The 26,551-nt window shown below is 61.0% G+C and carries 21 protein-coding genes; 9 read left to right on the forward strand and 12 right to left on the reverse strand.

What is annotated here, in order from left to right; genetic code table 11:
• Nucleotides 1-92: 92 nt before the first annotated feature.
• The 7 genes from AB8A23_RS24535 to AB8A23_RS24565 all read right to left on the reverse strand — a co-directional run bounded on the left by AB8A23_RS24535 (nucleotide 93) and on the right by AB8A23_RS24565 (nucleotide 9,944).
• Nucleotides 93-437 (reverse strand): hypothetical protein, encoded by a 345-nt coding sequence (locus AB8A23_RS24535; protein ID WP_089268234.1) that lies wholly within the window; start codon nucleotides 435-437, stop codon nucleotides 93-95.
• Nucleotides 438-561: 124 nt separating this feature from the next.
• Nucleotides 562-1,599 carry a transglutaminase-like cysteine peptidase gene (locus tag AB8A23_RS24540; RefSeq protein WP_439057862.1) on the reverse strand — a complete coding sequence of 346 codons (1,038 nt, stop codon included), beginning with the start codon at nucleotides 1,597-1,599 and terminating at the stop codon, nucleotides 562-564.
• Nucleotides 1,600-1,823: 224 nt separating this feature from the next.
• Complete coding sequence (locus tag AB8A23_RS24545) at nucleotides 1,824-3,158, reverse strand: HlyD family type I secretion periplasmic adaptor subunit (RefSeq protein WP_116660556.1); 1,335 nt, start codon at nucleotides 3,156-3,158, stop codon at nucleotides 1,824-1,826.
• Nucleotides 3,145-5,331, reverse strand: coding sequence for a type I secretion system permease/ATPase (locus AB8A23_RS24550; RefSeq protein WP_439057860.1), 2,187 nt, complete (start codon nucleotides 5,329-5,331; stop codon nucleotides 3,145-3,147). Before AB8A23_RS24550 ends, AB8A23_RS24545 begins: the two co-directional genes overlap by 14 nt.
• Nucleotides 5,332-5,547: 216 nt before the next feature.
• Nucleotides 5,548-7,131 (reverse strand): TolC family outer membrane protein, encoded by a 1,584-nt coding sequence (locus AB8A23_RS24555; RefSeq protein ID WP_093761952.1) that lies wholly within the window; start codon nucleotides 7,129-7,131, stop codon nucleotides 5,548-5,550.
• 392 nt (nucleotides 7,132-7,523) lie between these two features.
• The gene (locus AB8A23_RS24560) at nucleotides 7,524-8,936 is read right to left on the reverse strand and encodes a mannose-1-phosphate guanylyltransferase/mannose-6-phosphate isomerase (RefSeq protein ID WP_439057858.1); all 1,413 of its coding nucleotides are present in this window, start codon (nucleotides 8,934-8,936) and stop codon (nucleotides 7,524-7,526) included.
• Nucleotides 8,937-8,945: 9 nt separating this feature from the next.
• Nucleotides 8,946-9,944, reverse strand: coding sequence for an NAD-dependent epimerase (locus AB8A23_RS24565; RefSeq protein WP_439057857.1), 999 nt, complete (start codon nucleotides 9,942-9,944; stop codon nucleotides 8,946-8,948).
• Between the two features lie 256 nt (nucleotides 9,945-10,200).
• Here AB8A23_RS24565 and AB8A23_RS24570 point away from each other — a divergent pair, with 256 nt between their 5' ends.
• A complete protein-coding gene (locus AB8A23_RS24570) occupies nucleotides 10,201-11,214 on the forward strand; it encodes an MraY family glycosyltransferase (RefSeq protein ID WP_439057856.1) in 1,014 nt (337 codons plus the stop codon).
• A 7-nt stretch (nucleotides 11,215-11,221) separates the two neighbouring features.
• Here the strand turns inward: AB8A23_RS24570 and AB8A23_RS24575 are convergent, their stop codons facing one another.
• From AB8A23_RS24575 to rfaD, 3 genes are read right to left on the reverse strand one after another with little or no spacing between them, the layout of a single operon-like run.
• The gene (locus tag AB8A23_RS24575) at nucleotides 11,222-13,132 is read right to left on the reverse strand and encodes an SDR family NAD(P)-dependent oxidoreductase (RefSeq protein ID WP_439057854.1); all 1,911 of its coding nucleotides are present in this window, start codon (nucleotides 13,130-13,132) and stop codon (nucleotides 11,222-11,224) included.
• On the reverse strand, nucleotides 13,129-14,598 hold the full coding sequence (rfaE1, locus tag AB8A23_RS24580; protein ID WP_439057852.1) for a D-glycero-beta-D-manno-heptose-7-phosphate kinase: 1,470 nt from the start codon (nucleotides 14,596-14,598) through the stop codon (nucleotides 13,129-13,131). Before rfaE1 ends, AB8A23_RS24575 begins: the two co-directional genes overlap by 4 nt.
• 22 nt (nucleotides 14,599-14,620) lie before the next feature.
• A complete protein-coding gene (rfaD, locus tag AB8A23_RS24585; RefSeq protein ID WP_439057850.1) occupies nucleotides 14,621-15,601 on the reverse strand; it encodes an ADP-glyceromanno-heptose 6-epimerase in 981 nt (326 codons plus the stop codon).
• A gap of 191 nt (nucleotides 15,602-15,792) precedes the next feature.
• Here rfaD and waaF point away from each other — a divergent pair, with 191 nt between their 5' ends.
• Together waaF and AB8A23_RS24595 are read left to right on the forward strand one after the other, a co-directional pair.
• The gene (waaF, locus tag AB8A23_RS24590; RefSeq protein ID WP_439057849.1) at nucleotides 15,793-16,866 is read left to right on the forward strand and encodes a lipopolysaccharide heptosyltransferase II; all 1,074 of its coding nucleotides are present in this window, start codon (nucleotides 15,793-15,795) and stop codon (nucleotides 16,864-16,866) included.
• Nucleotides 16,863-17,393 (forward strand): D-glycero-alpha-D-manno-heptose-1,7-bisphosphate 7-phosphatase, encoded by a 531-nt coding sequence (locus AB8A23_RS24595; protein WP_439057847.1) that lies wholly within the window; start codon nucleotides 16,863-16,865, stop codon nucleotides 17,391-17,393. The genes waaF and AB8A23_RS24595 overlap by 4 nt, the downstream gene beginning before the upstream one ends.
• Here the strand turns inward: AB8A23_RS24595 and AB8A23_RS24600 are convergent.
• Nucleotides 17,375-18,433, reverse strand: a complete 1,059-nt coding sequence (locus AB8A23_RS24600) for a glycosyltransferase family 4 protein (protein WP_439057846.1) — start codon at nucleotides 18,431-18,433, stop codon at nucleotides 17,375-17,377. The two genes, AB8A23_RS24595 and AB8A23_RS24600, sit on opposite strands and share 19 nt — an antisense overlap.
• Nucleotides 18,434-18,548: 115 nt before the next feature.
• On the opposite strand from AB8A23_RS24600, the gene galE reads away from it, so the two are divergent.
• On the forward strand, nucleotides 18,549-19,562 hold the full coding sequence (gene galE / locus AB8A23_RS24605; protein ID WP_439057844.1) for a UDP-glucose 4-epimerase GalE: 1,014 nt from the start codon (nucleotides 18,549-18,551) through the stop codon (nucleotides 19,560-19,562).
• A 9-nt stretch (nucleotides 19,563-19,571) separates the two neighbouring features.
• On the opposite strand, the gene AB8A23_RS24610 is transcribed toward galE, so the two are convergent.
• Complete coding sequence (locus AB8A23_RS24610; protein WP_439057842.1) at nucleotides 19,572-20,537, reverse strand: AraC family transcriptional regulator; 966 nt, start codon at nucleotides 20,535-20,537, stop codon at nucleotides 19,572-19,574.
• Between the two features lie 342 nt (nucleotides 20,538-20,879).
• Between AB8A23_RS24610 and AB8A23_RS24615 the strand changes: the two genes are divergently transcribed.
• From AB8A23_RS24615 to AB8A23_RS24635, 5 genes are all read left to right on the forward strand, one after another.
• Nucleotides 20,880-21,689, forward strand: coding sequence for an outer membrane protein (locus tag AB8A23_RS24615; RefSeq protein WP_093762010.1), 810 nt, complete (start codon nucleotides 20,880-20,882; stop codon nucleotides 21,687-21,689).
• 245 nt (nucleotides 21,690-21,934) lie between these two features.
• Nucleotides 21,935-23,737 (forward strand): ABC transporter ATP-binding protein, encoded by a 1,803-nt coding sequence (locus AB8A23_RS24620; RefSeq protein ID WP_093761976.1) that lies wholly within the window; start codon nucleotides 21,935-21,937, stop codon nucleotides 23,735-23,737.
• Between the two features lie 79 nt (nucleotides 23,738-23,816).
• Nucleotides 23,817-24,515: a fumarylacetoacetate hydrolase family protein gene (locus tag AB8A23_RS24625; RefSeq protein WP_439057840.1), complete on the forward strand. Its 699-nt coding sequence runs from the start codon at nucleotides 23,817-23,819 to the stop codon at nucleotides 24,513-24,515.
• Nucleotides 24,516-24,594: 79 nt separating this feature from the next.
• Nucleotides 24,595-25,620, forward strand: coding sequence for an LLM class flavin-dependent oxidoreductase (locus tag AB8A23_RS24630; RefSeq protein ID WP_439057839.1), 1,026 nt, complete (start codon nucleotides 24,595-24,597; stop codon nucleotides 25,618-25,620).
• Nucleotides 25,621-25,946: 326 nt separating this feature from the next.
• A complete protein-coding gene (locus AB8A23_RS24635; RefSeq protein WP_439057837.1) occupies nucleotides 25,947-26,477 on the forward strand; it encodes a hypothetical protein in 531 nt (176 codons plus the stop codon).
• Nucleotides 26,478-26,551: the final 74 nt, after the last annotated feature.

The raw sequence follows: 26,551 nt of genomic DNA on the forward strand, positions 1-26,551 counted from the left end.
TCCGGACACAGACGTGAATCGGCAAGCTGCGCAAATACGCAACTCGCTATCGCAGGACTGCTATCGCAGGAGATAAGTGATAGGATAAAAGTCTAGATGCGGGTAACGACGCACGCGACCGGGCTATACTTGGCCCGATACAGAAGCGCGTGCTCGCGAATGCCATCCAGCCATACGCCACGGCCTGCATAGCGATATCCCTCACCCATCGGGATCAGGCGAACAGGCATTGCACGGTGCGGGGTCAGGTACAGATGGCCGGTGACAATATCACCGGGAAAGGTCACCCGGCCGGAGGTCAGCTTGTAGACCGCCCCATTCTGACAATCGACGGAGAAGGCAGCGCCTGGAAGCAGGCCTTCGGCATGCGAGACAGTTGCACCGGAAGCCATTCCGGCCGCCACCAACAAACCCAACAGCGTGTGCTTGAAGCGCATCTCAATCCCCTCGTCGACCTCACCCTGGCGCATTAAGAGCCCAAGATGCACGGAAGTACAAGATCGCGAAGCGCATAAAACGTCGATATCAGGCCGATTGTCGACGTTGTGTTGTCGAACTATCTCAGAGCGCCAGCGGCAAGGAAGAGCCCCCGCCGAAGCCGTCCACCTCGGCCGCGGGCAACATGTCGGTCTCGCTCTCATGATGCGGACGCGTAGCATAGGGCGCGGCGAACAGGCTGACGCCTTTGTGGTCGATAGCGAAAAGCGGCATGAAATGCGGCAGATCGCGCGTTTCCGACAGTCGGGAGTAGCGATTGTCGAGAACCAGCCAGCGGCCATCGACACGGACGGTCAGCACCGCATGGTCCTGGCGCACCGCCATGTCACGCACCAGCATCATCTTGATATCGGCCTCCGGCACACCCGTTGCGACGAGCATGGCGAATTTGGCGATCGCATAATCTTCGCAATCACCGATGCCCGCAGACAGCGTCTCGAGCGGCGAACTCCACAGATCGGCGACGCCGTGCTGCTGATAGTCTCCGACATAGCGGATCGCATAGTTGACGTCGCGATTGATCGCCTCGACGCGTGTGCGCAGACCCAACTCGGCGGCGGAACGCGTGACGGCGACAAACTTGCGCGCACCGGCGGCGCAGTTCTCGCTATCTGCCTTGCAGTCCTCGATCGATTTCAAGTCGGCGCGCATACGCGCTTCCACACCGCGCCATTTCGTCCATAGCAGCCCTTCAGGCGCGCGGAACGTGAACAGGCCGAACGGCTCCTCGCTGGTGGCAGGCAGGATCGCGGCCGGAGACGGCGCATCGCTGATCACCTTGGCATCTGATCCCTGCGACGCGTCCAAGGATGCGAGTTCGATATTGCCGGGCTTTGCACGGTTCTCGCTGTCACGCTTGGCCAGCACCTGGTTGATCGTGAAGAACCGAACCGGCGGCGCGGTCATGCCCGCGATCACCGATTCCATCACGGGGCGCTCAAGCACCGTCTTCTTCGCGCGTGACTTTGCAAATGCTCCATCGCAAGCGCTGACGCTTACAACACCGGCGAGCACGAACCCCAGCGCACGCGGGAATGCCCGCGTCTGATCGATACGCAACATGACTGACGCCCCGTTGTCCGGAGCATCGGCCGACGTCATTGCGTCGATCCCCGTCCGGATCTTGTGGCATCAGGGATAAATCGGGGGCTGCTTCAGGTCGGTTAAAACACGTCAACCTGGGCTTGTATGTCGTTGAACGCGCTCAATCGCCTACCAACGCATTCGCTCGAATTTTAGCGAAGCCTGCGTTTTAAGAGTTCGTTGACTCTGACGGGCTGGGAGCAAGGTAACATACGGAGCAGCGGAGATGCTCCGTAGCGCTATCAGCGTTCGCGAAACGCCTCGTCACGCAGCATGCGCGCAGGCTTCACGAGATAATCCAGCACCGACTTCTTGCCGGTCAGGACTTCCACTGTCGCCACCATACCGGGAATGATCGGCAGCGGCTGCTCGGCAGTGCCGAGGTGGTTCTTTTCGGTGCGCACCATGACGCGGTAGAACGTCTCGCCGCGCTCATTCTTGTCACCCTTCTCGTCGGTGATGGTATCGGCGCTGATGCGTTCGACCCGGCCGTGAAGCGATCCATAGACCGAAGAGTCGTAGGCGCTGAGCTTCACGACCGCCTCATGGTCTGGACGGATGAAGGCGATGTCCTGCGGACGAATGCGCCCCTCGACCAGCAGCGTATCCTCAAGCGGCACGATCTCCATCACGCTGGCGCCAGGAGCAACGACCGCACCAATGGTGGTCACGTTGAGTCTGTTAACGATGCCGTAGACCGGCGACCGCAGTTCAGTGCGCCGAACGCGATCCTGCGCGGACTTGATGTTTTCGTCGAGCACCGCGAGATCGCCGCGCGATTTCGCGAGATCATCTTCCGCCGTGGAACGAAATGCCGTGGTGATATTGAGAAGTCGCGACTGCGCTTCCTTCACGGCGGCCTCGGTCTTGACCATGGTTGCCTGCACCACCGCGAGCTGGCCGCGCATGTCGGTGGCCTGCCGGTCGGACCGCAGCATCTCGATCTCGGGAACAACCTTCTGCTCATAGAGCCGGCGCGTCAGCAAGGTTTCGCGGGTCAGCAGCGTCAGCGTCTCGGAGAAGCGGGTTTCCGACGCACGGAGCTCGTCGATTTCCTTTTTCTTCTGCCATTCCTGCTGGGCAATGACGTCGATGTCCTGCGCAAGCTTGCGCATATGGGCGTCGAACACGCTGCGTTCGGTCTGAACCGCACGCGGTGCAAGCTTCGTGAGATCTTCCGGAAACTCGACGCTGGTCTTGCCGAAGGTCTCTGCTTCCAATCGGATCACGCGGGCAGCCATGGCACCGCGCCGCTCGCGGATTTCGCCAAATTGCGCCGCGAAGTTGGTATCTTCGATGCGCGCCAGCGGCTGATCTTTCCTGACGATCGCGCCTTCCTGGATCAGCAATTCACTGATGATGCCGCCTTCGAGCGATTGCACCACCTGCGTCTGGCGCGACGGCACCACCTTGCCATTGCCGCGCTTCACTTCATCCAGCACTGCGAAATGCGCCCAGAGCAGGAACACGACGAGCAGACCGGTGACGGTCATCAACAACATCCGCGCCGTGCGCGGCGTGCGCATTTCCATGGCCGCACGAACGTCGTTCGAAAAAGCGAAATCAGACTGCGACATTGACCGGCCTCCCCGCTGCTTGAGGAGTCTGCGGCTGCGGACGCAAGCGCGTCAGGATCTGATCGGCGGGACCGTCGGCGACGATCTTGCCGTTGTCGAACACGAGAATGCGATCGACCAGCGACAGTAGCGACGGGCGATGCGTTGAGACGATAATGGACATCTCACCCTTGGCGAGCGTCTTGAGGCGATCGAGGAATTCACCTTCACTGCGCACATCGAAATGCGCCGTGGGCTCGTCGAGAAACAACACGCGCGGCTTGCGGATCAGCACACGCGCGAGGCCGATCGCCTGCTTCTGGCCGCCCGACAGGCTACGGCCGCCTTCGGCAACCATCATATCGTAGCCTTGCGGATGACCGGCGATGAAGGTCTCGACGCCGGACAGCCTTGCAGCCGCGAGCACTTCCTCATCGGTCGCATCGGGACGGCCCAGCGCGATGTTGTCACGCAGCTTGCCGTAGAACAGATCGGTGTCCTGCAGCACGAAACCGATACCGGCGCGCAGGTCCGCGGGGTCGTATTGCCGGATATCGATGCCGTCTATCAGGATGCTGCCTTCGCTCGGCGGATAGAACGCCGTCGCCAGACGGCCGACCGTGGTCTTGCCTGAGCCGACCCGGCCGATGATGCCGATCTTCTCGCCAGGTTTCACATGGAAAGAGATGCCGTCGAGCGCTTTGGCCGGGCTGTTCGGATAGGAAAAGCTGACATTGCGGAATTCGATGCTGCCCTTTGTGATCTCGCGGGCCACGAAGATCTTTTCCGGCGGTCGCTCGCGCTCCGTCGCCATCAGGCGATCGATCGACCGCAGGGCCGACATGGTTTGTGTCGCGCGCGTCATCACGGCCGCGATGCCGGCGATGGGACCGAGAATGCGGCCCGACAACATATTGGCCGCAACCAGCGCACCGACCGACAGTTTGCCGTCGAGAATGAGGAACACGCCGACCACGACCAGCAACAGGCTGCACAACTGCGTCGCCACGCTCGCACTGGTCATCGCCAGCGACGACCAGAACTGCACGCCTTCGCTTGAACGCGCAGTCGCGGCGACGGAACGTTCCCACACTGTCTGCACCCGGCTCTCGCCAGCAACTGCGCGAACGGTCTCGATACCGTTCAGCGATTCGATGAGGATGCCGTGGCGTGCGGCCGATTCCGCCTGCAGGCGCTTCATCGCACGATCGAGCGGCCGCTGGATCAAGAGACCGACGAGGATCATCACAGGCAGCATCGCCAGCGGGATCCAGGCCAGCGGGCCGGCAATCACGAACAGCACTGCGATGAAGATGATCGCGAATATCATATCGGTCGCCGACACGACCGTGCCCGATGTGAAGAATTCGCGTACCGAGTCGAAGTCGCGCATCTGATTGGCGAGAATGCCGACCGAGGGCGGACGCTTGTCCATCTTCAGCGCCATCACATGTTCGAAGATGTTCGACGCCAGCACCACGTCGATCTTCTTGCCGGTCATGTCGATGATGCGGCTGCGGACCACCTTGAGCAGGAAGTCGAAAGCGATCGCCAGCGACAGGCCGATACCAAGTGCAACCAGCGACGGGATCGCGCCATTCGGAATGACGCGGTCATACACGCTCATGGTGAACAGCGGCGCGGCGAGCGCCAGCATGTTGACGATGAAAGCTGCAATGGCGACATGGCCGTAGTTGGAGCCGAACCGGCTGACGACGGACCAGAACCAGTGAGCCTTCGGCAGATCGCCGGCGGCGATCGCGCGCGGATCGCTGACGGACGCCGGACGGACGAAATAGACGAAGCCGGCATATTTCTCTTCGACGGCTTCGATCCGCTCCATGGCGATCGCACCGTCACCGACGGGGGTTGCCAGTGTCAGACGGCCACTCGCCAGATCGATGCCGCGCAGAATCCGCGTCGAACCATCGTGAAACAGAAGCACAGCAGGCAGGACCAGCGCAGGGATATCCTTGAGCGGTCGCTCGTTCAGTTCGGCCTCGAGGCCCGCCCGCTGCGCCGCGCGCTCATACAGAGCCGTTGTCAGCACGCCGCGCTCGACCGGGAGACCGGCAAGCAGCGCACTGCGGCTGACAGCTCTGCCGTGGTGAGCGGCGAGATAAAGCAGGCTGTCCGTTAACGGATCGGCATGCTGATGCTCGACCTCCGCTACGGGCGCAGCCGGCAGGTCCATTGCAATATCGAACTGGGGTGAGCGAATGTTCAATGCAGCCTCGGAAATTCCAGGCGCCTTGTATGACCCGTGCGCGGATCTACTGGCCTTACAAAATATGACTTGCCAGCTTTACAGGCGATCCTTGCGGAGCGCCTGTACTATTTCGCGGTTCAGACGAATTGCTGAACTTACGGTAAACCCGACCGCGGATTATAAATCCGCGTGCTTAATTGGTTAACGGCGCCCCGCAGAAGCATCGGCCGACACGCTGCCCTGCCCGACCTGGCCCGATGTCACGAACAATGCGTTGGCGTTCGACAGATCTTGCGAGGCCCAGCGATCACCGAACAGCACGGCTTTCGGTTCCAGCGCCGGGGCGAAAGGCGAATTCCAGGTCTGGAAGGGCAAAACCGTATTAAGCGGTTCGGATCCCGGCTCCGGCGCCGTCAGCAGGATCGGCGGCAGGCGATACGGGATCAGGCCGGATGCACGGCTCTCGATCGGCTCAGACTCCGGCGGCTTGCCGGTCTTCAGATAGGACAGCAGCTGTCCCATGGCCGCCAGCAACTGATAGTCGGCGAACACGGTGACGCCGCGTGCAGACACCAGCGAGACGTTGGCGTTGAAGTACTGGTTCTGCGAGTTCAGCAGATCGATCAGCGTGCGCTGGCCGAGCTCGTATTCCTTGTTGTAGGCCACGAAAGTACGGCGAGCCGCTTCAACTTCACGCACCAGCGCCGCTGCACGCTCCGTCGTGATCGTGCGCGCAGCCCATGCCTTGTCGAGCGACTCCAGCGCATCGCGCTGCAGGCGTGCATGGCGCTGTTGCTGCTCGATCATGCGTTCGCCAGCTTCGGCGCGCTTCCACGCATCCTGACCGCCGCGGAAGATATCCCAGCTCACAACAACCTTGCCGCTGACTTCGTCGCGGTTGCCCGGATAGGTGATCGAGTCCTTGCCGCGCAGCGCGCGGCCTTCCAGGGCGACGTTCGGAACGAATGCGCCGGCGGTCGAGTCGAAAGCACGCTTGGCCGCATCGACATCTGCACCAGCGGCGCGGATCGTCGGATTGTACTTGAAGGCGACGTCGAGCGACTCGTTCTTGGTTGCCGGCATATCCGGCAAGCGACCGGGGAAGCGCACATTGAACGGCTCAAGACCGACGGTCTTGCGATACTTGGCGCGCGCGAAATCGAGGCTGAGGCGGAAATCCGACAGCACAGCTTCTGCTGCGGCTACACGCTCTTCCGCCTGCTGGGTATCGCCCTCACCGGCACGACCGCCAGCGAAACGTGCACGGACATTGGCACGCAGTTCGAGATGAACCTTGAGATTTTGTTCGGCAAGCGCGACCAGACGCAAATAGCGGGTCACGTCGACATAGGCTTCAGCCGCATCGAGCGCGATCAGTTCGGTCCGTTCAAGCACCCGGAACGCCGCAGCATCGACGCGCGCAGCCTGACGCCAGATGTCGTTGATGGACGCAAAGCCGTCGAACACCAGCTGGCGCACCGTTACCGACGCCTCGCTGCCGTTGACATAGGAGCCATTGCCGGCCGGCGCAGGGACGATTGCCCGGTTCAACATCTCGGGGCCGGTATTCGCCTGCAGCCTGATCTGAGGCAGCAAAGTACCTTGGCTCTGACGAAGCTCGGCTTCGGTGGCGCGGCGATTGGCAGACGCCTCGCCGACACCTGGGTTCGTCTTTACCGCCTGATTGATGGCGTCAAGAATGAAAAATGGCTCGGCTGCATGAGCGAACTTGCCGCTCGATCCCAGCAATACAACTACAAGGAAAATCTTTGCGATCTGCTTCATGGATTGAGCGCTAACAAGAAACGGAACTTGCCGCAATCCGAAAGCCACATTTTGGATCGAAAACTGACTCATTGTTGCAAGAATGCATTACCTCGTCCGGAGGCGGCACGGTCCGCTTATCCGTCACGGCACTGTCATTTTCGGTCCTGATTTCAGGTATTTATCAATACCTAACAACAGGTTAACACGATTTCGTGAGTGGCAGAACTGCCCCTAGGACGATGAATGCGCGCTGGGCGGGCCAGAGCGCGCCCAATTGTGGCAATCATCGCTATTTCGTAAAATGGAAAAAGATACGACATGAAGGGATCGTGGTAGCCTCTCACCGGCACCAATTCAGGCGAATGCACGCTGTGGGTGCATCGATTCGGGTGAGCTACGCCCGACGGAGGCTAGTTCCGCTTGTAGTCATCCTCGATGCGAACGATGTCGTCCTCGCCAAGGTAGCTGCCCGTCTGCACCTCGATCAGCTCGAGCGGAATTTTACCAGGATTTTCCAGACGATGCGTGGCACCGAGTGGGATGTAGATCGACTCGTTCTCGTGAACGGTCTTGATCAGATCGTTGATCGTCACCTTCGCGCTGCCACGCACCACGATCCAGTGCTCGGAGCGATGGTGGTGCATCTGGAGTGACAGCCGCTCGCCGGCTTTCACCACGAGGCGCTTGACCTGATAGCGCTCGCCATCCTCAAGAGCCTGCACAGATCCCCATGGGCGATGCACCTTGAGATGATCCTCGGTGACCTGCGGCGCCGTGACCTTCAGCTTCGCCACAAGCCGTTTCAAGCCGTTGGCATCCTTCTGGCGGGAGACCAGCACGGCGTCGTGCGTCGCCACCACCACGAGATCGTCAACGCCCTCCAGCGCCACCACCGGACCATCGCTGGCCACGTTGCAGTTGCGCGAGTCCTCGAACACCGCCACGCCCTGCGCGGCATTGCCCTGCGCATCCTTGTCGGACAGCTCCCACACTGCGAGCCACGAGCCGACATCCGACCAGCCGCAGGACACCGGCACCACGGCCGCCTTCCTCGTCTTCTCCATCACGGCATAGTCGACAGAGATCGATTTTGCCTTCCCGAAAGCGTCCGCATCGAGCGTAAAGAAGCCGAGATCGCGGCCGGCTTTCGCCACAGCGCGGGTGATGGTCTCGACACTATCGGCGTCGACACCACGATATTCATCGAGCAGCATCCCCGCCCGAAACATGAAGTTGCCGCTGTTCCAGAGATAGCCGGCCTCAATATAACCGGTTGCCGTCTTCAGGTCCGGCTTCTCGACAAATTTGGCGACGCTCTTCACCTTGTCAGAAAGCGACTCGCCTGGTGAAATATAGCCGTACTCGGTGGCCGGACGCTCTGGTTGCACGCCGAACGTCACGATATGCCCGGCATCGGCAACCACCAGACCTGCACGGCACGCCGCGACGAAAGCCGGGACGTCGCGCACCACGTGATCAGCGGCAAGTGCAAGCACGACCGCGTCCTCATCGCGGGTTTGGGCGAACGCGGCACCGGCGGCAATGGCCGGGCCTGAATCGCGCCGCGCCGGCTCAAGCAGAATGTCTGCATCGAGCCCGATCTCGGCGAGTTGTTCGCGCACCATGAACCGATAGGCGGCACTGGTTATGACAATGGGACGATCGAACAGGCCAGCGTCGGATACGCGAATCACGGTGTCCTGAAAGGTCGAGCGCGGCCCGAATAATGGCAGAAATTGCTTCGGGCGCCCCTCACGCGACGACGGCCACAGGCGCGTACCGGCACCGCCACACATGATCAGGGGAATAATGCGCTTGCTCATCAGTCGCTCTCAACCCTTCGCGTTCAGATTACCGTAGTGGCTGCGATACCACGTCACGAATTGCCGAATCCCCTCCTCGATCGAGGTATCCGGTTTGAAGCCGACGTCACGCATCAGATCGTCCACATCGGCGAAAGTCTCAGGCACATCGCCCGGCTGCATCGGCAGCATCGTCTTGATCGCCTCAAGCCCCAGTTCCTTCTCAAGAACCGAGACCACATGCAAAAGGTCCTCTGGCTTGTGGTTACCGACGTTGTAGATTCGCGCTGGCGCCTCGTCCTCGCTACCCGTCGGCACGTGATCAATCAGCCGCCCGATAGCACCGACAACATCATCGACATAGGTAAAGTCGCGTCGCATGTTGCCGTGATTGAAGAGCTTGATCGGCTGCTTGTCGAGGATCGCCTTGGTAAACAGGAAGATCGCCATATCCGGCCGGCCCCAAGGACCATAGACGGTGAAGAAACGAAGCCCGGTGGTCGGCAGGCGATAGAGATGGCTGTAGGAATGCGCCATCAACTCGTTGGCCTTCTTCGTCGCAGCATAGAGACTGACCGGATTGTCGACTCTGTCGCTGACGGAGAACGGTTTCTTCTTGTTGGCGCCATAGACCGAGGATGACGACGCATAGAGCAGATGCGCGCAGCCATTGTGCCGGCATCCCTCGAGGATGTTGAGAAAGCCCTCGAGGTTGGCATCGGCATAGGCGTGCGGCTGCTCGATGGAATAGCGCACACCCGCCTGCGCAGCGAGATGAATGACAACAGGGAATTTGTATTCGCCAAACAGCGCCGAGATCGCGGGACGATCTGCCAGATTCGCTCTCACAAAGGTAAAGCGAGGCTGGCCCTCCAGCAGTTTCAGCCGCGCCTCCTTCAGCGCCGGATCGTAATAGCTGTTGACGCTATCGAGACCAACGACCGTTCGGCCTTCGGCCAGCAGCTGCCGCGTCACGTGGAAACCGATGAAGCCGGCAGCACCGGTGACAAGGATGGGTTGTTCAGACATCGTGTCCCCAGACATTCGCCAGAAATCGCCATGTTGCATGACGATCCGTGTCGCATTCCATTAGCCATCCAGGCGATGATGTTGCAACACTTCGGCATCGCAGCATCCGATTGCGTCAGAAGCGCGGCCTTCGCCGCTAGCTATGCCATGAAAACAGGATAAGAAGAGCCGCCGTGCATAACTCCGAACTATTTGTCTCATTGCGACCCAAATCTTCCCTGCAACGCATGTCTTTCCTGCGATCAATGTCATCCCGATGTCGTCATTCGAATTGATTACAACCTTCGTCGCTCTGGTTGTAGCCGCCGTTCTGTCCGCGGTTTGCATCAACGCTATTCATCCGCTGCTCATCCGCTATGCAATGGCGCGACCGAACGCCCGATCGTCCCACAAGGTGCCGACACCGCAAGGCGCCGGCATCGCGGTGATATCAGTCGCGCTGCTGGTTGCCGGGTGCTCGATTGCAAGTCTTTCCGTTTCAGCGACACCGGCGCTGTGGGTCCTGTTCGGTGCAACGATCCTGATCGCGACCATCGGCGCGATTGATGATCTGCGTCCGATTTCCGTGACGCCGCGACTGCTGCTGCAAGCCGTCAGTATTGCCGCGATCCTGTTTGCCCTGCCCCCGACACTGCAGATCACACCGGACCTGCCTCTCTGGATCGAACGCGGCTTGCTGCTGCTGGCTGCACTCTGGTTCGTCAATCTCGTGAATTTCATGGATGGGCTCGACTGGATCACAGTGGCCGAAGTGATTCCGATCACTGCGGCGCTGGTGCTGATCGGCTTCTCCGGGCAACTGCCGTTATCGACGGCGCTCATTGCAGCTGCGCTTTGCGGCGCCACACTCGGCTTCGCGCCGTTCAATCGGCCCGTTGCGAAGATGTTTCTGGGCGACGTCGGCAGCCTTCCCATCGGGCTGTTGCTGGCCTGGTGCTTCCTGCAACTGGCCTATGCGCACCATCTGGCTGCCGCCATCCTGCTGCCGCTGTATTACCTTGCCGACGCGACCATCACCCTGCTGCGGCGGGTGGCAAAACGCGAGCCGGTGTGGCTGGCGCATCGCTCGCACTTCTATCAGCGCGCGACGGACAATGGCTTCGCCGTGATCGAGGTTGTGCGAACGGTGTTCGTGCTCAATATCGGCCTGGCGGCCCTGTCCGGGCTGTCGATCTATCTCCGCTCAAGCGGAGCTGACGCAGCTTTGCTTGTCCTTGGCAGCGTCGCCGTCGCCACGGCATTGCGGGCATTCTCGACGCCGCGCCGCTGACGCAGACTCACTGTGCCGCCGCCCGATATTCCGGCACCGCATCCTTCAGCGTCGTCACAGCGACCTCGTGCTGATCCGCCTCAATGGCTTTCCGCAAGATCGCAAGCCAGCTGTTCAGCGTCTCCAACGGCAGTTCGTTCGGGCGGGCAGCGACGATGCCGGCAATACCGATCTCGCTGGTTGGCTCCTGCTCGGCGAACAATATCTCGTTGAGCCGCTCGCCCGGTCGGACACCGGTGAACACGATATCGATATCGTAGCCGGGCTGAAGACCGGACAGCCGGATCATGCGGTCGGCGAGATCGACGATCTTCACCGGCTGCCCCATGCTGAGCACATAGACCGATGCATCGGCATGCTGCGCGTTCATCGCATGGGTTGCCGCGGTGACGACCAGATCGCAGGCCTCGCGGATGGTCATGAAGTAGCGCACCATATCGGGGTGCGTCACCGTCACCGGCCCACCAGCTTCGATCTGCGCCTTGAACTTCGGCACGACGGACCCATTCGACGCCAGAACATTACCGAACCGCACCGAGATTAGCCGCATGGGTGATTTGGCGTCACTGCCGCTGATGGCGTCGCCATCGAGCGCCTGGCAATACATCTCGGCAAAACGCTTGGTGAGGCCGAGCATCGACACCGGCTCGATTGCCTTGTCGGTCGAGATCATCACCATCGCATCAGCGCCCGATGCGAGCGCCGCATCGGCGACATTCACAGAACCGAAGATGTTGGTCTTGACACCCTCGCCCCAGTCACGCTCCAGGATCGGCACATGTTTCAGCGCGGCTGCGTGAAACACCGCATCCGGCCTGAAGGCGATCATCAATTGATGAATGCGCTCGCGGTCCCTGACATCGGCGATGCGGCCCTCGATCGCTGCGCTGGTGACCTTGGCCGCCAGCTTTTCCATAGCCGCATGAAGCGCCGGCTCGGAATTCTCGATGATGAGCAGCCGCGCCGCGCCGAAAGTGATGACGCGGTCGCAGATCTCGTAGCCGATCGAGCCGCCACCGCCGGTCACGACGATCGCCTTGCCGCGCACGAAATTCTCAAGCCGGGCATAGTCGATCTTGACGCTCGGTCGCAGCAACAGATCCTCGACTGCCACCGGCGCCAATTGCGGCGTATCGCGGCTTTCCTCGAGTGACGGAATCCGGCTGACCGTCAGCCCGAGCTTGCGCGCACGCATCAGTACCGACTCGGGCAACGCCTCTGCTTCAAACGCCGACGGCGTCATCACGATCCGTTCGATCGGGCGTTGCCGCGTGCTGAAGTCATCAACGACATTACCGAGATCGTCGATGCCGCCGAGGACCGGCACACCTCGGATCGCCTGTCCGCGATCGGAGTTCGCAGGCGACAAGATACCAACCGGCCACATGCGCTTGACGGCACCACTCTCAATACCGCGCAAGAACACCTCGGCATCGGCCGCACGACCAATCAGCAGTGCCGGCGACGCATCCATCGCGCGCGCCTGATTGCGCGTACGCGTATAACGGAAATAGCGATAGGCCAGTCGCGATCCGCTCAGAAAGAATATCTGGATGAACCAGTAGATGATGATCGTTGTCTTGCCGAGGAAGAACGTGCCGTACACGTTCGGCGCCAGGAAGATATAGTCGAGCACCAGAAGCGCGCCCGTCAGCACCGTGGATGCCTTGATGATATTCAGCAAATCGGGCAGCGAAATGAAGCGCCACTTCGTCGTCGTCAGATTGAACAGGTAACAGACGAAAAAGCTGAAGACGACGAAATACGGCAGGATCTTCAGGAGCAGCGGCAGCCGATCCCACAGATTTTCGCCATCGAAACGCAGCACGAAGCTGAGAACGACCGCAGCCGCCGTGACGATGGCGTCATGCGTCGCAATCAGCCAGTTGCGGGCAGAAAACTGTGTGATGCGTGTCATGACCGTCCGCTGCGCGCGCGCTCGACCAGCGACGTCGTGCTGTGGCCTTGGAGGATATCGATCAGGATCACCTCTCCGCCGTTGGCGGCGACAACCTCATGGCCGACCACCTGCTCTCGCGTGTAATCGCCGCCTTTGACCAGCGTCGCCGGCGCGATCTGCGTAATCAGCTTCAGTGGGGTATCCTCTTCGAAAATCACGACCAGATCGACCGCTTCCAGCGCCGCAAGCACTTCTGCGCGGGCGCGTTCGTCCTGCACCGGGCGCCCCTCGCCCTTCAGCCGCTTCACCGACGCGTCGCTGTTGAGACCGACGATCAGGCGATCGCAAGTCGCGCGCGCTGCCGTCAGAACCTTTACATGACCGGGATGCAGGATATCGAAACAGCCATTGGTGAAACCGATCCGCAACTGCTGCTTGCGCCAGTCGACCAGTTGCGCATTGAGCTCGGTCGATGCCACGATTTTCTCTTCAGCGGCCAGAAATGCATGCGGCAAAATCCGGCGACGCAGTTCGGACGGTGTGACCACCGCCGTCCCCTTCTTGCTGACAGCGACCGCTGCTGCGGCAGTTGCCGCGCGCAATGCCGCTTCCCAGTCAGCTCCGGCCGCGAGCGCTACAGCCAGCATCGCCGCCACCGTGTCGCCGGCACCCGAGACGTCGCGCACCTTGACCGGCAGCGCCGGCACATGGATAGGCTCGCCATCGCGCGGCACCAGCGTCATGCCATGCTCGCTCTGGGTCACCAGCATCGCGGCGCAGTCCGCCAGAATCATCGCTTCCTGCGCGGCGGTCGCGATGTTGATGTCGCTGTCTGCACGGCTACGCGTTGCCTCGGCGAATTCCTTGCGGTTCGGCGTCAGCAAGGTCGCGCCGCGATAGATCGCAAAATTTGCGCTCTTGGGATCGACGATGACGCGCTTGCCGAGCTTCTTCGCCGCGTCGATGACGTTGCGGATCACCCGCGCGGTCAGCACGCCCTTGGCGTAATCGGACAGCAGTACAATATCGGCACGCGCGAGCTGCGGCAGAATCGTATCGATTAATTGCTTCTCAATGACCGCGGACGCCGGTGTAGCCAGTTCCCAGTCGGCGCGCAGCATATGTGTTGAGAAATGCTCGGACACGAAGCGCACCTTGCGTGTCGTCGGGCGCGATGAATCCGCGACCAGCAATGTTTCGATCAGAGGCTCTTGCGCGAGCGCATTCTTGAGCGTTGCACCGGCATCGTCCTCACCGACCAGACCGACAAAGATGCATTTCGCGCCGAGAGCTGCAATATTGCGTGCGACATTGCCGGCGCCGCCAATATTGATCTCGCTGCGCTGGACCGCGATGACCGGCGCAGGCGCTTCCGGCGAAATCCGCGACACCTCGCCATAGACGAATTCGTCGAGCATCAGATCGCCGACGCAGAGCACTGTCTGGTCGGCAATCGCGTGCGACAGGGCGTCGAAATCAAACATCACACCGGTACCTGTTGTGCCGTCAACGGAAGCGATCGGGCTGGTCGAGGAAGCCCTTCACATAATGCGAGACCGCATCTTCCAATGTTGTAAAACCGCCGTTATAGCCGGCGCCGCGCAACCGATCGACTTCGCTCTGCGTGAAGTACTGATAGCTGCCGCGAATCTGCTCGGGCATGTCGATATAGTCGATGTTCGGCCTGGTGCCGAGTGCAGTGTAGGCAGCCAGTATCAGGTCCTTGAAGCTGCGTGCGGTTCCGGTGCCGACATTGAAGATGCCGCTGACATTGGGTGACGCCAGCAGCCACATCATTACGCGGACGACGTCCTCGACATAGATGAAGTCGCGGCGCTGATCGCCATCGGCAATACCTTCGCGATGCGACTTGAACAACTGGATGCCGCGGCCGGCCTTGATATCGTCGAAGCGCCGCGTCAGCACGCTCATCATCGAGCCCTTGTGGTACTCGTTCGGCCCGAACACGTTGAAGAACTTCAGACCGGCCCATTGCGGCGGCATCTTTTCGCCCTTGGCGACGCGCTCGGCCACCGCGAGGTCGAACAGGTGCTTGCTCCAGCCGTAGAGGTTCATCGGCCGCAGTTTTTTGAGTTCGGGAATGGTCTGCTCATCGCGAAAGCCCTGCGCACCATCGCCATAGGTCGAAGCGGACGATGCATAAATCAGCGGCGTCGCATTGGCCGTGCACCAGTCCAGCAGGCGCATCGAGAGGCGGAAATTCGTCTCGATGACCAGATCACCGTCGGTCGCGGTGGTTTCCGAAATCGCGCCGAGATGAATGACCGCATCGAGCTTGCGGCCCTTCAGCCAGTCCATCAGTTCGGTTGGCGGCACCACATCCGCAAGTTGCCGCTTGGCGAGATTACGCCATTTTCCATCATGGCCGAGCACATCGCAGACGGCCACATCCGCGCGGCCGGCGTCGTTCAACGCGGCCACGACATTCGATCCGATAAAACCGGCCCCTCCGGTCACAAGCAGCATGAAGTCCCCGATCTCATGATTGACCCACCTTTGCCTCAACCCTGCCCCACAGGCAACTTGGGCGCAGGGATGTCATAAAGACCGTGGGGACATATTTGGAAGCAACCCAAATGGCTTTACCTGCCGGAACGGAGCGGGTACCGACTTGAGCCGGATGTTGCCCGTGGTAGAACAGCGAAGTCCTTGAAAGAATGAACCTAAATTCCCCATACCAGGGCGTGATGGTCGATCCGGACGATAACCGGCCGATCCTGATCGTGCCCTATATGTGGATCGGCGATTTCGTCCGGGGTCATACGGTCGTCCGGGTCCTGAAAGAGCGCTGGCCGAACCGGCCGGTTGATTTGCTGGTGACCAGACTGGTCGCCCCGCTGGTCGACTACATGCCGGGCGTACGCTCAGGCATCGTCTGGGACCTGCCGCGCAGCCAGCTCGCGCTCGCCAAGCAATGGGAACTGGCGGACACCCTCCGCGCACGGAACTATGGCACCGCGCTGGTGATGCCGCGGACCTGGAAATCGGCTCTGGCACCCGCTCTGGCGGGCATCCCGGAGCGCATCGGCTTTGTTGGCGAGGCGCGCTTCGGCCTGATCAATCAGTGGCGCTGGGGCGAAAAGAAGCTGCCGCGCATGATCGACAAGAAATGCGCACTGGCGCTGCCGGACGGCACGCCGCTGCCGCCGGAATGGCCGGTGCCCCAGTTCCGCGTGCCCGCCGACGAGATCGCGCGCTGGCGGCAGACCAATGGGCTGGGAACCGGTCCGGCGGTCGCGCTCGGTCCCGGCTCGGTCGGTTCCTCCAAGCGCTGGACCTATTATGCCGAGGCGGCAAAACTGCTGGTCGAGCGCGGGCTGGACGTCTGGGTCATCGGCGGCCCCGGCGAGAAGGACCTCGCCAACGAAATCATTGCCGCCGCCGGTCCCCGCGCTCGCGACCTCACCACGGGCGACCTGCGCAATGGCGTGATCGGCATGGCCGCCGCCAATGTCGCCGTGGCCAACGATTCCGGCCTGATGCATATTGCGGCCGCCGTAGGCACGCCAACCATCGGCATTTTCGGACCGACCAGCCCGCAGCTTTGGGGACCGCTCAATCCGCTGGCGGCGACCGTGCAGACCAAGACCACCATTCCGTGCCAGCCGTGTCACAGACCGGTCTGCACCATGAACAACCATGCCTGCATGCGCGACATTCCGGCCGAAGACGTTGCCGGAATCATTCAAGGCGTGATGGCAGAAGCCTCCAGCAAAAGCGCGCAGATATGACGACCACGCAAACAAAGCCCGCAGCGTTTCTCGATCGCGACGGCGTCATTAATTACGACGACGGCTATATGGGCACGGCCGATCGCATCCGCTGGATGCCGAACGCGGCCAAGGCCATTCGCCGGCTCAACGATGCCGGCTATTTCGTCTTCCTGTTTTCGAACCAGTCCGGCGTCGCACGCGGTTATTTCACCGAAGACGAACTCAATACGCTGTTTAAGTGGATGCGCTCCGAACTCGCCGCACAAGGCGCCCGCATCGATGACGTCCGCTATTGCCCTCACCATCCGGCCGGGTCAGTTGCGGGCTATCTGGAAGATCATCACTGGCGCAAGCCGAGCCCGGGCATGATCCTCGATCTGATGCAGCACTGGCCTGTGCAACGCAAAGGCAGTTTTGCCATCGGCGACCGCGATACGGATATCGAAGCGGCCAAGGCCGCGCATCTACCCGGCTTCCTGTTTGCCGGCGGTGACTTGGACGCGTTCGTTGCGGATATCCTGCAGGGTCAGAGCAGCCTGCGATAAACTTCCGCGATTCCGCGCGCTTCTGCATCGAGACTGAATTTGTCGAGCACACGCTGGCGTGCACGTTCACCCATGGCTGCAGCGGCATCGGGATCGCGCATCAGCGGCTCCAATGCCAGCATGAGTGCCACTGCATCGCCGGTCGGCACGAGCTTGCCGGTCACGCCCTCCTCGACCACGATCTCCGCGGCGCCCGCACGCGTTGCGACCAGCGCGGCCCCCGCCGACATCGCCTCGATCAGCGTCAGACCGAAGCCTTCATTGCGCGAAGTGAAAGCGTAGATCGTCAGGCGTTGATACCATCGCTCGACCTCTTCGATCGGCAACTCGCCGGTGATAACGATGCGCGACTGCAGACCGGCATCGGCGATCTTCTTCTTGAGGTCATTGGCAAAGCCGATCTGGTCCGGCGTGATTGCGCCGACGATGACGGCGATGAAATCGGGATAGCGCGGCAACAACTCGCACATCGTCTCGACAAACAGATCGGTGCCCTTCTGCGCGCGCACGCGGCCGAAGCAGCCGATTGCATAGCGCCCCGGTAGCTTCGCCTCGGCAAACGCCGCTCGGCGATCGATGGGCGGCGCGTAGCGGTCGGTATCCACACCATGCGTCACCACCGTCGCAGACCGTTTCAGATATGACGCGGAAATATCGCTCGTCGCGATGATGGCGTCCATCCGGCTGATCAGCCAGCGTGTGATCCAGGTATGATGGCGTTGCGCTGCCGAGGTGAAGAGCAGTTTCAGCGGCCACCCGAGCGCCTTGAGCAGAACGCCGACAATCATCTCGTTGTTGCGCCGCGCGTGCCAGATCACAGGCTTGCGGCGCAGCCACAATTTCATGAGGTCACCGATATCCATGCGCGCAATGCCGGCGGGCGCGTCGGATCCAAGCCAAGCCGCATCGAACATGTCTGCGAGTTTCGGCGCCACCATGCGATTGGTCGCCGTCACACCGGAGTAGCGCCAGTGCAGATTCGTGACGATCAGCTGCAGTTTATCGGCCGTTTTGCCCGCAATCGGCACAGGTGACTCCATTTCGCCCGATTTCCTATACGCAACATTAAGCATAGTGGCCAGTTGCCGGCCGTCGAAACCCACTCTTCATCCCGGGCGCGATAGCGTTCCCAAAACGGGAGAGTGAGTAAATCCAATGACCGTCCTTGTCACCGGCGGCGCCGGTTATATCGGAAGTCACATGGTCCATGCGCTGGTGGAAGCCGGCGAGAGCGTGGTCGTGATCGACAATTTGTCGACGGGCTTCTCAACATATCTCCCCGAGGGCGTTCCGCTGTTTATCGGCGATGTCGCTGATGAGAACCTTGTCGAGGGCGTCATTGCTGCCCATGGCATCGACGCCATCATCCATTTTGCGGGCTCTGTCGTCGTGCCGGAATCGATGCGCGACCCGCTTGCCTACTATCGCAACAACACGATGACGACACGCAACCTGCTCAGCGCGGCAGTGAAATGCGGCGTCAAAAAATTTATCTTCTCATCGACCGCTGCCGTCTACGGCAATCCCGATTTTACGCCCGTGGCAGAAGATGCCCCCACACGACCGCTGTCGCCTTACGGATCATCGAAGCTGATGACCGAGATCATGCTGCACGACATCGCACCGGCCTATGACATGGAGTTTGTCGCGTTGCGTTACTTCAACGTCGCCGGCGCCGATCCGCAGGGCCGCACAGGCCTCGCCACCATGGGCGCGACGCATCTGCTCAAGATCGCCGTCGAGGCCGCCACGGGTCAGCGCAGCAAGATCGACGTATTCGGCACCGATTACCCGACGCCCGACGGTAGCTGCATCCGCGACTTCATCCATGTGAGCGACCTCGTTCAGGCCCACCGCGCCGCATTGAGCTACCTGCGCGAAGGCGGCGCATCCACGACCCTCAATTGCGGCTATGGCCGCGGCTATTCGGTGCTGGAAACCATCGAAGCCGTGCGCCGTGCATCGGGCCGAAATTTCGCGGTTCAATACGCCCCGCGCCGCGACGGCGACATCATGACCATGATCGCCGATACCACCCGAATCCGCGCGACGCTCGACTGGACGCCCCAATACGACGATCTCGAAACCATCGCCCGCCACGCGCTGGCCTGGGAAGAGAAGCTCGCCCGCGAGCGCCATGGCATCGAATTGATGGCGAAATCGGCCTGAGTAGTTTGATCAGCGCCGGCACTGCGTCGGCGTCTCGCCGAAACGCCGACGAAATCGCTGATTGAAGTATGAGATTTCGTTGAAGCCACTGGCTAGCGCGATTTCACTGATCTTCAGCCGATCACCCTGCTCGCTCGTCAGCAAACGCATTGCATGTTGCAGACGGCGCTCCAGAAGGCGTTCGGTGAAACTCGATCCGGTATCTTGTAGAAGGTCCTGGAGATAGCGCGGCGACACATCCAGCCGGCGCGCGACCTGCCCCACCGAGAAACCCGGCTCCGCGAAATGGCGATCGATCTCGGCGATGGTTTCCTGCGTTCGCGACGCGCGCAGACCGCGCATCGACGCAAGTTGTGCAGCGTCGCCGCGGGCACCTAGCGCGAGCGCCGTCAGATCCAGCAATGTCGTGCTGATATGGCTGTCGAGCTCCGCATCATGCGGATCGCGCAGCAGATCGACCGAGATGTCGATGTAGCGTCGCAGATGAGCCACGGCTGCGCGCCGTTCGTCGAGCGGCTGGATCAGGAGATCGTCGACATTTCCAATGAGAGGCAACAGGCGCTCCCTACTGACGGTCAGCGTCGTCGACGAGAAATCCGCATCCGAGCGCAAATCTGCCGGACGTCCGTTCGTGCCGAGAAAAGCGCAGTCTGACGACAAGGCCGTTTCGCGCCCCACCTGATCGACGACCAGCGTCCCCTCGCCTCGATGAAACATCAAACAGAAATCATCGTCCGGCCCGCGCGAGATTGCCGTTCTGGATCGTCGGATTCGACTGAACGTGCCGCCGAACCGGGTGACCCGCACATTCGAATAATCTGCCCAATGCACGAAAGCCGAGAATGGCTGATCTTCAGCACGTGTGATGTCCACGCAGCAGGTGAGCGCTTCCATGTTTTCGCACCACAGTGCGAATTTCTGGTGATCCAGCAATTCCGGATCAAATCCATCTGAGACGAAACTGGCCTGATGCATACGTCCAACTCATTTCCGACGAATAGTGTAGCAACACAGAACAAACTCATCACGAAAATTCTCGGCAGTGCGACGTTCTGTAACCGTGGTTGAATAGTGCGCATATGTGCTGTTGCGACAACGCCACATCGACGCGAAGTTTAGTGGCAGTGCGCGAAAACTAAAATCTGCTACGCGCGTGAACAAGACCTCCCCGCCAGCCCTGTCATTCTGCACGTGGAAGCCGCGAGTCCCGGCATCATTCGCAGATGCCTTGGCCCGACGACACTTCACATGCGATCGCTGATGACGGCGATGCATCGGAAATCACTTGCCGAGAGCAAGAAACTGAGGGGCCTGATCATGAAGAGAGTATTCGCTGGCGCAGCACTGCTTATCGGTGCAGCCGTTCCTGCCATTGCGGCCGACATGCCCTATCCGGTGAAGGCGCCAGTCGCGCCCGTCCAGGTGTTCTCCTGGACCGGCTTCTATGTCGGCGCCAATGTCGGTTTCGGCGGCGACAAGTTCGACTATCCGTTCCAGGCTACACAGCGGCAGTTGCAGGCCGAGGCAGCCGCGCTCGTTGCCAGCACCAACGGCAATTTCAGCCTGACCTCGAGCGGTTTCTTCGGCGGTGGACAGGCTGGCTACAACTATCAATACAACGGCGGCTTCGTCGTCGGCATCGAGACTGACTTCCAGTGGTCCGGCATCAAGGGCCGCTTCGAGGGCAATCAGACGCTGAACAATAACGGCGTGACCACGTCCGCAGCATTCGGCACCGGCTCCGAAGTCGAATGGTTCGGCACGATTCGCGGCCGGCTCGGCTATGCATGGGACCGCGTGTTCCTGTACGGCACCGGCGGCGGCGCCTATGGCCGGGTCAACACCAACGGGAACTTTACTCTGACCGGCCCGAATGGTGTGCTCGGCCAGGTTGCGGCAGTGTCGGCCGGCCAGACACAGTGGGGCTGGACCGCCGGTGCGGGCCTCGAATACGCATTCACCCCGCAGTGGTCGTTCAAGACCGAATATCTCTATGTGGATCTTGGCCGGAGCACGCTGTTCTCCACTGCCGTCAACGACATCGCCAATGGCTTCTCCTCCAACTCCAGCATCGCGGTCGATACCAGGTTCCACACCATGAAAGCAGGGGTGAATTACCGGTTCTGATCGGGTTACATCCTGCCAACCGGAAGCATGGCGCGTACCTGTCGCGTGCCGTGCTTCCGAGAGATTCTAGGGCAAAATCGGCCCGAATCCGGCGGCAGATGCCGCCGGGCCAACGGGTTAACAAAGTCTTGGCAAGCCCGAATTTGGCTTGAAAAACCTCGATTTAACAGGCAATCAGGCGGCTGTTTCGCAAGCTGACCGGGCGCCTTGGCAAATCCCTGCCCGGCGCCGTCGCTGGACCGCGGATGGCCAAGATTACTCGCAAAGTCACTGACGATCCTTACGGCGCCTGGGCGCTGATCCGCCGCTTGGTCGCCGAACAGGCGGTCACCTATTGGCGGCGCTACCTCCTGGCCTTCCTGCTGATGGCGGTCTCCGCCGCGACCACCGCGGGCGCCGCCTATATGCTCGGCGAGGTCATCAACCAGGCCTATGTGGACAAGAGCATCGAACGGATCGCGCTGTTCTCGGGCTTCGTGGTGGTGATCTTCCTGATCAAGGGCGCATCGACCTACGGCCACACCGTCATTCTGTCGAAGATCTCCAACGCCATCGTGGCCAACAATCAGCGCCGACTGTTTGCCAAGCTGATGAACGAGAGCATCGGCTTCTTCTCGGAGCGGCACTCGTCGGAATTCCTGCAGCGGCTCACCGCCGGCGCCAATTCGGTGACGCAGGTGCTCAGCCTGCTGATCAACGCCGTCGGCCGCGATCTGCTGTCGCTGATCGCGCTAGTCGGCGTGATGGTGATGCAGGATCCCTATATGGCGCTGTTCGGCTTCCTCGTCGCACCACCCGCGATGCTGGTGCTGCGCAAGCTGGTCCGCCGCATCAAGGGCCTCGCCCGCAACCAGTTCACCGGCACCACCGAGATTCTGGAAGTGATGCAGGAATCGCTGCAGGGCATCCGCACGGTGAAGGCGTTCACGCTCGAACAGACCATGCAGCAGCGCATGGAAGCGAGCATCACGGCCGTCGAGCAGAACGCCAACAAGATGGCGCGCGTCTCCAGCCGCTCTAGCCCACTGATGGAAACCCTCGGCGGTTTCGCCATCGCGGCGTCGCTGATGTATGGCGGCTATCGCGTGGTGGCGATGGGCGCGACACCCGGGCAATTCTTTTCCTTCGTCACCGCCTTCCTGCTGGCCTATGAGCCGGCGAAGCGCCTGGCGCGGCTGAACATCGATCTCAACAGTCAGATCATCGGCGCGCATACGCTCTTGGAGATCGTCGACAGCCCGGCTTCCGAACCCAACGACGATCACAAACCGGCGCTGAAGCTGACCGATGCGCGCGTCGAATTGCATGACGTGACGTTCCGCTATCGCCCCAACGAGGTCGTTCTGAATCGCATGAGCTTCGTCGCCGAGCCCGGCAAGGTCACCGCTCTGGTTGGCCCGTCAGGCGGCGGCAAGTCCACAGTGCTGGCACTGTTGCTCCGGCTCTATGAAGTCAGCGAAGGCGACATCACCATCGATGGCCAGTCGATCGGTCAGGTCTCCCGTCGCTCGCTGCGCGGCCAGACCGCCTATGTCGGACAGGATGTCTATCTATTCCGCGGCACCATCCGCGAGAACATCGCCTTCGGCAAACCGGGAGCTACGGAAGACGAGATCGTCGCGGCAGCCAAAGCCGCCTGCGCCCATGATTTCATCATGGGCTTCCCGCTCGGATACGAGACGCCGGTCGGCGAGCATGGCGCACAACTCTCCGGCGGCCAGCGCCAACGCATCGCCATTGCGCGCGCGCTGGTGAAGAACGCACCGGTCATCCTGCTGGACGAAGCTACCGCAGCGCTAGATTCCGAATCCGAAAAATCGGTGCAGGAAGCCATCGAGCATCTCTGCCAGAATCGCACCACGATCGTCATTGCGCACCGCCTGCACACCATCATGCACGCCGACGCCATTCTTGTGGTCGAGGGCGGCGAGATCGTCGAGCGCGGCCGCCACGACGACCTGCTGCGCCGTGGCGGACGCTACGCGTCGTTCTTCCGCTTGCAACATCGTGATGCTTCGCCGCTGGCACCGCTTCATGCGTCGGCGTAAGACTTGCTTTTGTTTTCTGCCGCGCAAGCGCGGCATCCGTTTTTGATCCCAGCCTTCACAACCAGCCCGAGAGCCGTCCATGACCGCATCGTTCGTTATCGCCCCTCCGCCACAGGCCACCATCGCCGTTCAGGGCGAGACTTCGACATTCCCGGTGCGCCGTGTCTGGTGCGTGGGCCGCAACTATCTCGAGCACATCCGCGAACTCGGAAATGACGAGCGCAACCCTCCCTTCTTCTTCGCCAAGCACGCCGACATGATCGTGCCGGATGGCAGCGAAATCCCATACCCGACCCTGACCAAGGACATGCAGCACGAGGTCGAGCTCGTCGTCGCGCTGAAGAGCGGCGGCCTCAACATCTCGCCGGACAAGGCGCTCGATCACGTCTGGGGCTATGGCGTCAGCGTCGACCTCACCCGCCGCGACCTCCAGACCATCTCGCGCAAGAAAGAGCAGCCCTGGGAAATTGGAAAGTCGTTCGACATGTCAGCGCCCACCGGCGCGCTAGTGCCCGCTTCGAAGGTCGGCCATCCCTCCAAGGGCAAGATCTGGCTCTCGGTGAACGGCACCGAACGCCAGAAGGGCGACTTGTCCGAGATGATCTGGAACATCGCCGAGATCATTTCCAAGCTGTCACTGCAGGTCGAACTCGGTGCCGGCGACGTGATCCTGACAGGTACCCCGGCCGGGGTTGCTGCGCTTCAGCCCGGCGACAAGGTCGAATGCGGCGTCGATGGCATCGGCACCTTGAAGTTCGAAATCACCAAACCCAAGTAAGTCACGCACGCCTTTACTGCGAAAGGCCGCGCGTCACGCGCGGCCTTTTTCGTTTCAGCACTTGTCAGGGAAACCGCTCATGTCTCTCGAACTCGGTCTCGATACGTTTGGTGACGTCACGCGCGGCACGGACGGCGAGATGCTGTCGCACGCACAGGTGATCCGCAACGTCATCGATGAAGCGGTGCTGGCCGACCAGCTTGGTGTCGATTTCTTCGGCGTCGGTGAGCATCACCGCGCCGACTTCGCAGTGTCGGCACCGGAAGTCGTGCTCGCGGCCATCGCCACGCGCACGAAGCACATCCGTCTTGGATCCGCCGTGACCGTGCTGAGCTCCGACGATCCGATCCGCGTTTTCCAGCGCTTTGCCACCGTGGATGCCGCATCGAACGGCCGTGCCGAGGTCATCCTCGGCCGCGGCTCATTCACCGAATCCTTCCCGCTGTTCGGCTTCAAGCTCGACCAGTACGAGACGCTGTTCGAGGACAAGCTCGATCTGTTCGCCGCGCTCGCGTCCGAGCCGGAAGTAACCTGGAGCGGCACGACCCGCCCGCCACTCACCAATCAGCGCGTCTATCCGCCGATCGAAACCGGCAATCTGACAACATGGATCGGCGTCGGCGGCACCCCTGAGTCGGTCGTCCGCGCCGTGCGCTACGACCTGCCCTTGATGCTGGCGATCATCGGCGGCGAGCCCGAGCGGTTCAAATCCTATGTCGATCTCTATCACCGTGCCTATGCCGAGATTCAGCGACCGGTGAAGCCGATCGGCGTGCATTCGCCAGGCTATGTTGCCGCCAGCGACGACCAGGCGCGTGAGGAACTGTGGTCTGATTACAAGGCAATGCGCGATCGCATCGGCAAGGAGCGCGGCTGGCCACCGATGCAGCGCCGCGAATTCGATCAGGAAGCCGAACACGGCTCGCTCTATGTGGGATCGCCAGAGACCGTGGCGAAGAAGATCGCGAAAACTGCGAAGGCGCTCGGCATTTCGCGCTTCGATCTGAAATACAGCGCGGGGCCATTGCCGCATGAGAAGCTGATGACGTGTATCGAGCTATACGGAACAAAGGTCATTCCGATGGTGCGGGAGATGTTGGGCTGAGGTAAAATTGGGTCTTCTCAGCCGTCTTTGTGAGGAGCCCTTGCGACGATGCAATCCAGTCTTCTTTCGTTTGTGGAAACGAAGAACCGAATGCTGCGGCGCAATGACGGTTAATGGGTCTGCGCTAGTAGCGAGCTCCTAGTCGGATGAGCGAAGCGACATCCGGGGTCGGCGTTTCGGCGATCTCGACAACCCGCATATCGTTCGGCTCATGCTGGCTACAACTCAGGCGGGCTACGGCTGTCGTGTTGCCAAAACGAAGAACGTGTACTACAATTATATTCAATCTTAGGTTTTTAGGCATTGTGTAGTCAAGGAGGCGCCCGATGGGCTCCAAGTTGAAATGTGCCTTGTGCTGTGCAGTACTGATGGCGATCGGCGGCAATGCTTCCGCCGCCGATATACTGGTCAAGACCCCTCTGTATGCCAGCGCGTGGATCAATCCGATCCTGATCGCCAATACGCAGGGCGGCTTGGGGGTCGTGGGACATCGCGTTGACTATCACGAGACCACGCCGACAATTCCGCGATTTAGCAGTGAACGTGGCTGGCTACCCGGTCTTCAACTTGGGCTGTCTGCCATGGGGCCGATGGGTGATGTGACGAACATCTACGTCATGGGCGCGTTTACATGGATCCAAGGACGGACCGAGTACGGGGCATCGGGCGGTCCCGTGATCGCGGATCGAAGCGGCGCCGATATCAAGACTTTGGACATTCGACTCGGAAAGGGATTCGACGTCGCAGCCAATTGGATGGTCACCCCCTATCTCGGGGCAGGCTATCGCAGCTGGGACCGCGACCTTAGCAACAGATCTGGACCATTCGGATATAGCGAACTTTACGAGCACGGCTAGGTCGGCGGAGGCTTGCTGGTTCAGTGGGCTGCGACCGATCGGATAGTTCTGTCTGCCTCCGGTTTGGTCGGGAC

This window comes from Tardiphaga sp. 619_E2_N8_4 (genome assembly GCF_051810905.1).
Classification (GTDB): Bacteria; Pseudomonadota; Alphaproteobacteria; order Rhizobiales; family Xanthobacteraceae; genus Tardiphaga; species Tardiphaga robiniae.

What these genes read in the sequence shown, in the direction of transcription:
- AB8A23_RS24535 (WP_089268234.1), bottom strand. Translation starts at nt 437, where the DNA reads ATGCGCTTCAAGCACACGCTGTTGGGTTTGTTGGTGGCGGCCGGAATG.
- AB8A23_RS24540 (WP_439057862.1), bottom strand. Translation starts at nt 1,599, where the DNA reads ATGACGTCGGCCGATGCTCCGGACAACGGGGCGTCAGTCATGTTGCGT.
- AB8A23_RS24545 (WP_116660556.1), bottom strand. Translation starts at nt 3,158, where the DNA reads ATGTCGCAGTCTGATTTCGCTTTTTCGAACGACGTTCGTGCGGCCATG.
- AB8A23_RS24550 (WP_439057860.1), bottom strand. Translation starts at nt 5,331, where the DNA reads ATGGACCTGCCGGCTGCGCCCGTAGCGGAGGTCGAGCATCAGCATGCC.
- AB8A23_RS24555 (WP_093761952.1), bottom strand. Translation starts at nt 7,131, where the DNA reads ATGAAGCAGATCGCAAAGATTTTCCTTGTAGTTGTATTGCTGGGATCG.
- AB8A23_RS24560 (WP_439057858.1), bottom strand. Translation starts at nt 8,936, where the DNA reads ATGAGCAAGCGCATTATTCCCCTGATCATGTGTGGCGGTGCCGGTACG.
- AB8A23_RS24565 (WP_439057857.1), bottom strand. Translation starts at nt 9,944, where the DNA reads ATGTCTGAACAACCCATCCTTGTCACCGGTGCTGCCGGCTTCATCGGT.
- AB8A23_RS24570 (WP_439057856.1), top strand. Translation starts at nt 10,201, where the DNA reads ATGTCGTCATTCGAATTGATTACAACCTTCGTCGCTCTGGTTGTAGCC.
- AB8A23_RS24575 (WP_439057854.1), bottom strand. Translation starts at nt 13,132, where the DNA reads ATGACACGCATCACACAGTTTTCTGCCCGCAACTGGCTGATTGCGACG.
- rfaE1 (WP_439057852.1), bottom strand. Translation starts at nt 14,598, where the DNA reads ATGTTTGATTTCGACGCCCTGTCGCACGCGATTGCCGACCAGACAGTG.
- rfaD (WP_439057850.1), bottom strand. Translation starts at nt 15,601, where the DNA reads ATGCTGCTTGTGACCGGAGGGGCCGGTTTTATCGGATCGAATGTCGTG.
- waaF (WP_439057849.1), top strand. Translation starts at nt 15,793, where the DNA reads ATGAACCTAAATTCCCCATACCAGGGCGTGATGGTCGATCCGGACGAT.
- AB8A23_RS24595 (WP_439057847.1), top strand. Translation starts at nt 16,863, where the DNA reads ATGACGACCACGCAAACAAAGCCCGCAGCGTTTCTCGATCGCGACGGC.
- AB8A23_RS24600 (WP_439057846.1), bottom strand. Translation starts at nt 18,433, where the DNA reads ATGGAGTCACCTGTGCCGATTGCGGGCAAAACGGCCGATAAACTGCAG.
- galE (WP_439057844.1), top strand. Translation starts at nt 18,549, where the DNA reads ATGACCGTCCTTGTCACCGGCGGCGCCGGTTATATCGGAAGTCACATG.
- AB8A23_RS24610 (WP_439057842.1), bottom strand. Translation starts at nt 20,537, where the DNA reads ATGCATCAGGCCAGTTTCGTCTCAGATGGATTTGATCCGGAATTGCTG.
- AB8A23_RS24615 (WP_093762010.1), top strand. Translation starts at nt 20,880, where the DNA reads ATGAAGAGAGTATTCGCTGGCGCAGCACTGCTTATCGGTGCAGCCGTT.
- AB8A23_RS24620 (WP_093761976.1), top strand. Translation starts at nt 21,935, where the DNA reads ATGGCCAAGATTACTCGCAAAGTCACTGACGATCCTTACGGCGCCTGG.
- AB8A23_RS24625 (WP_439057840.1), top strand. Translation starts at nt 23,817, where the DNA reads ATGACCGCATCGTTCGTTATCGCCCCTCCGCCACAGGCCACCATCGCC.
- AB8A23_RS24630 (WP_439057839.1), top strand. Translation starts at nt 24,595, where the DNA reads ATGTCTCTCGAACTCGGTCTCGATACGTTTGGTGACGTCACGCGCGGC.
- AB8A23_RS24635 (WP_439057837.1), top strand. Translation starts at nt 25,947, where the DNA reads ATGGGCTCCAAGTTGAAATGTGCCTTGTGCTGTGCAGTACTGATGGCG.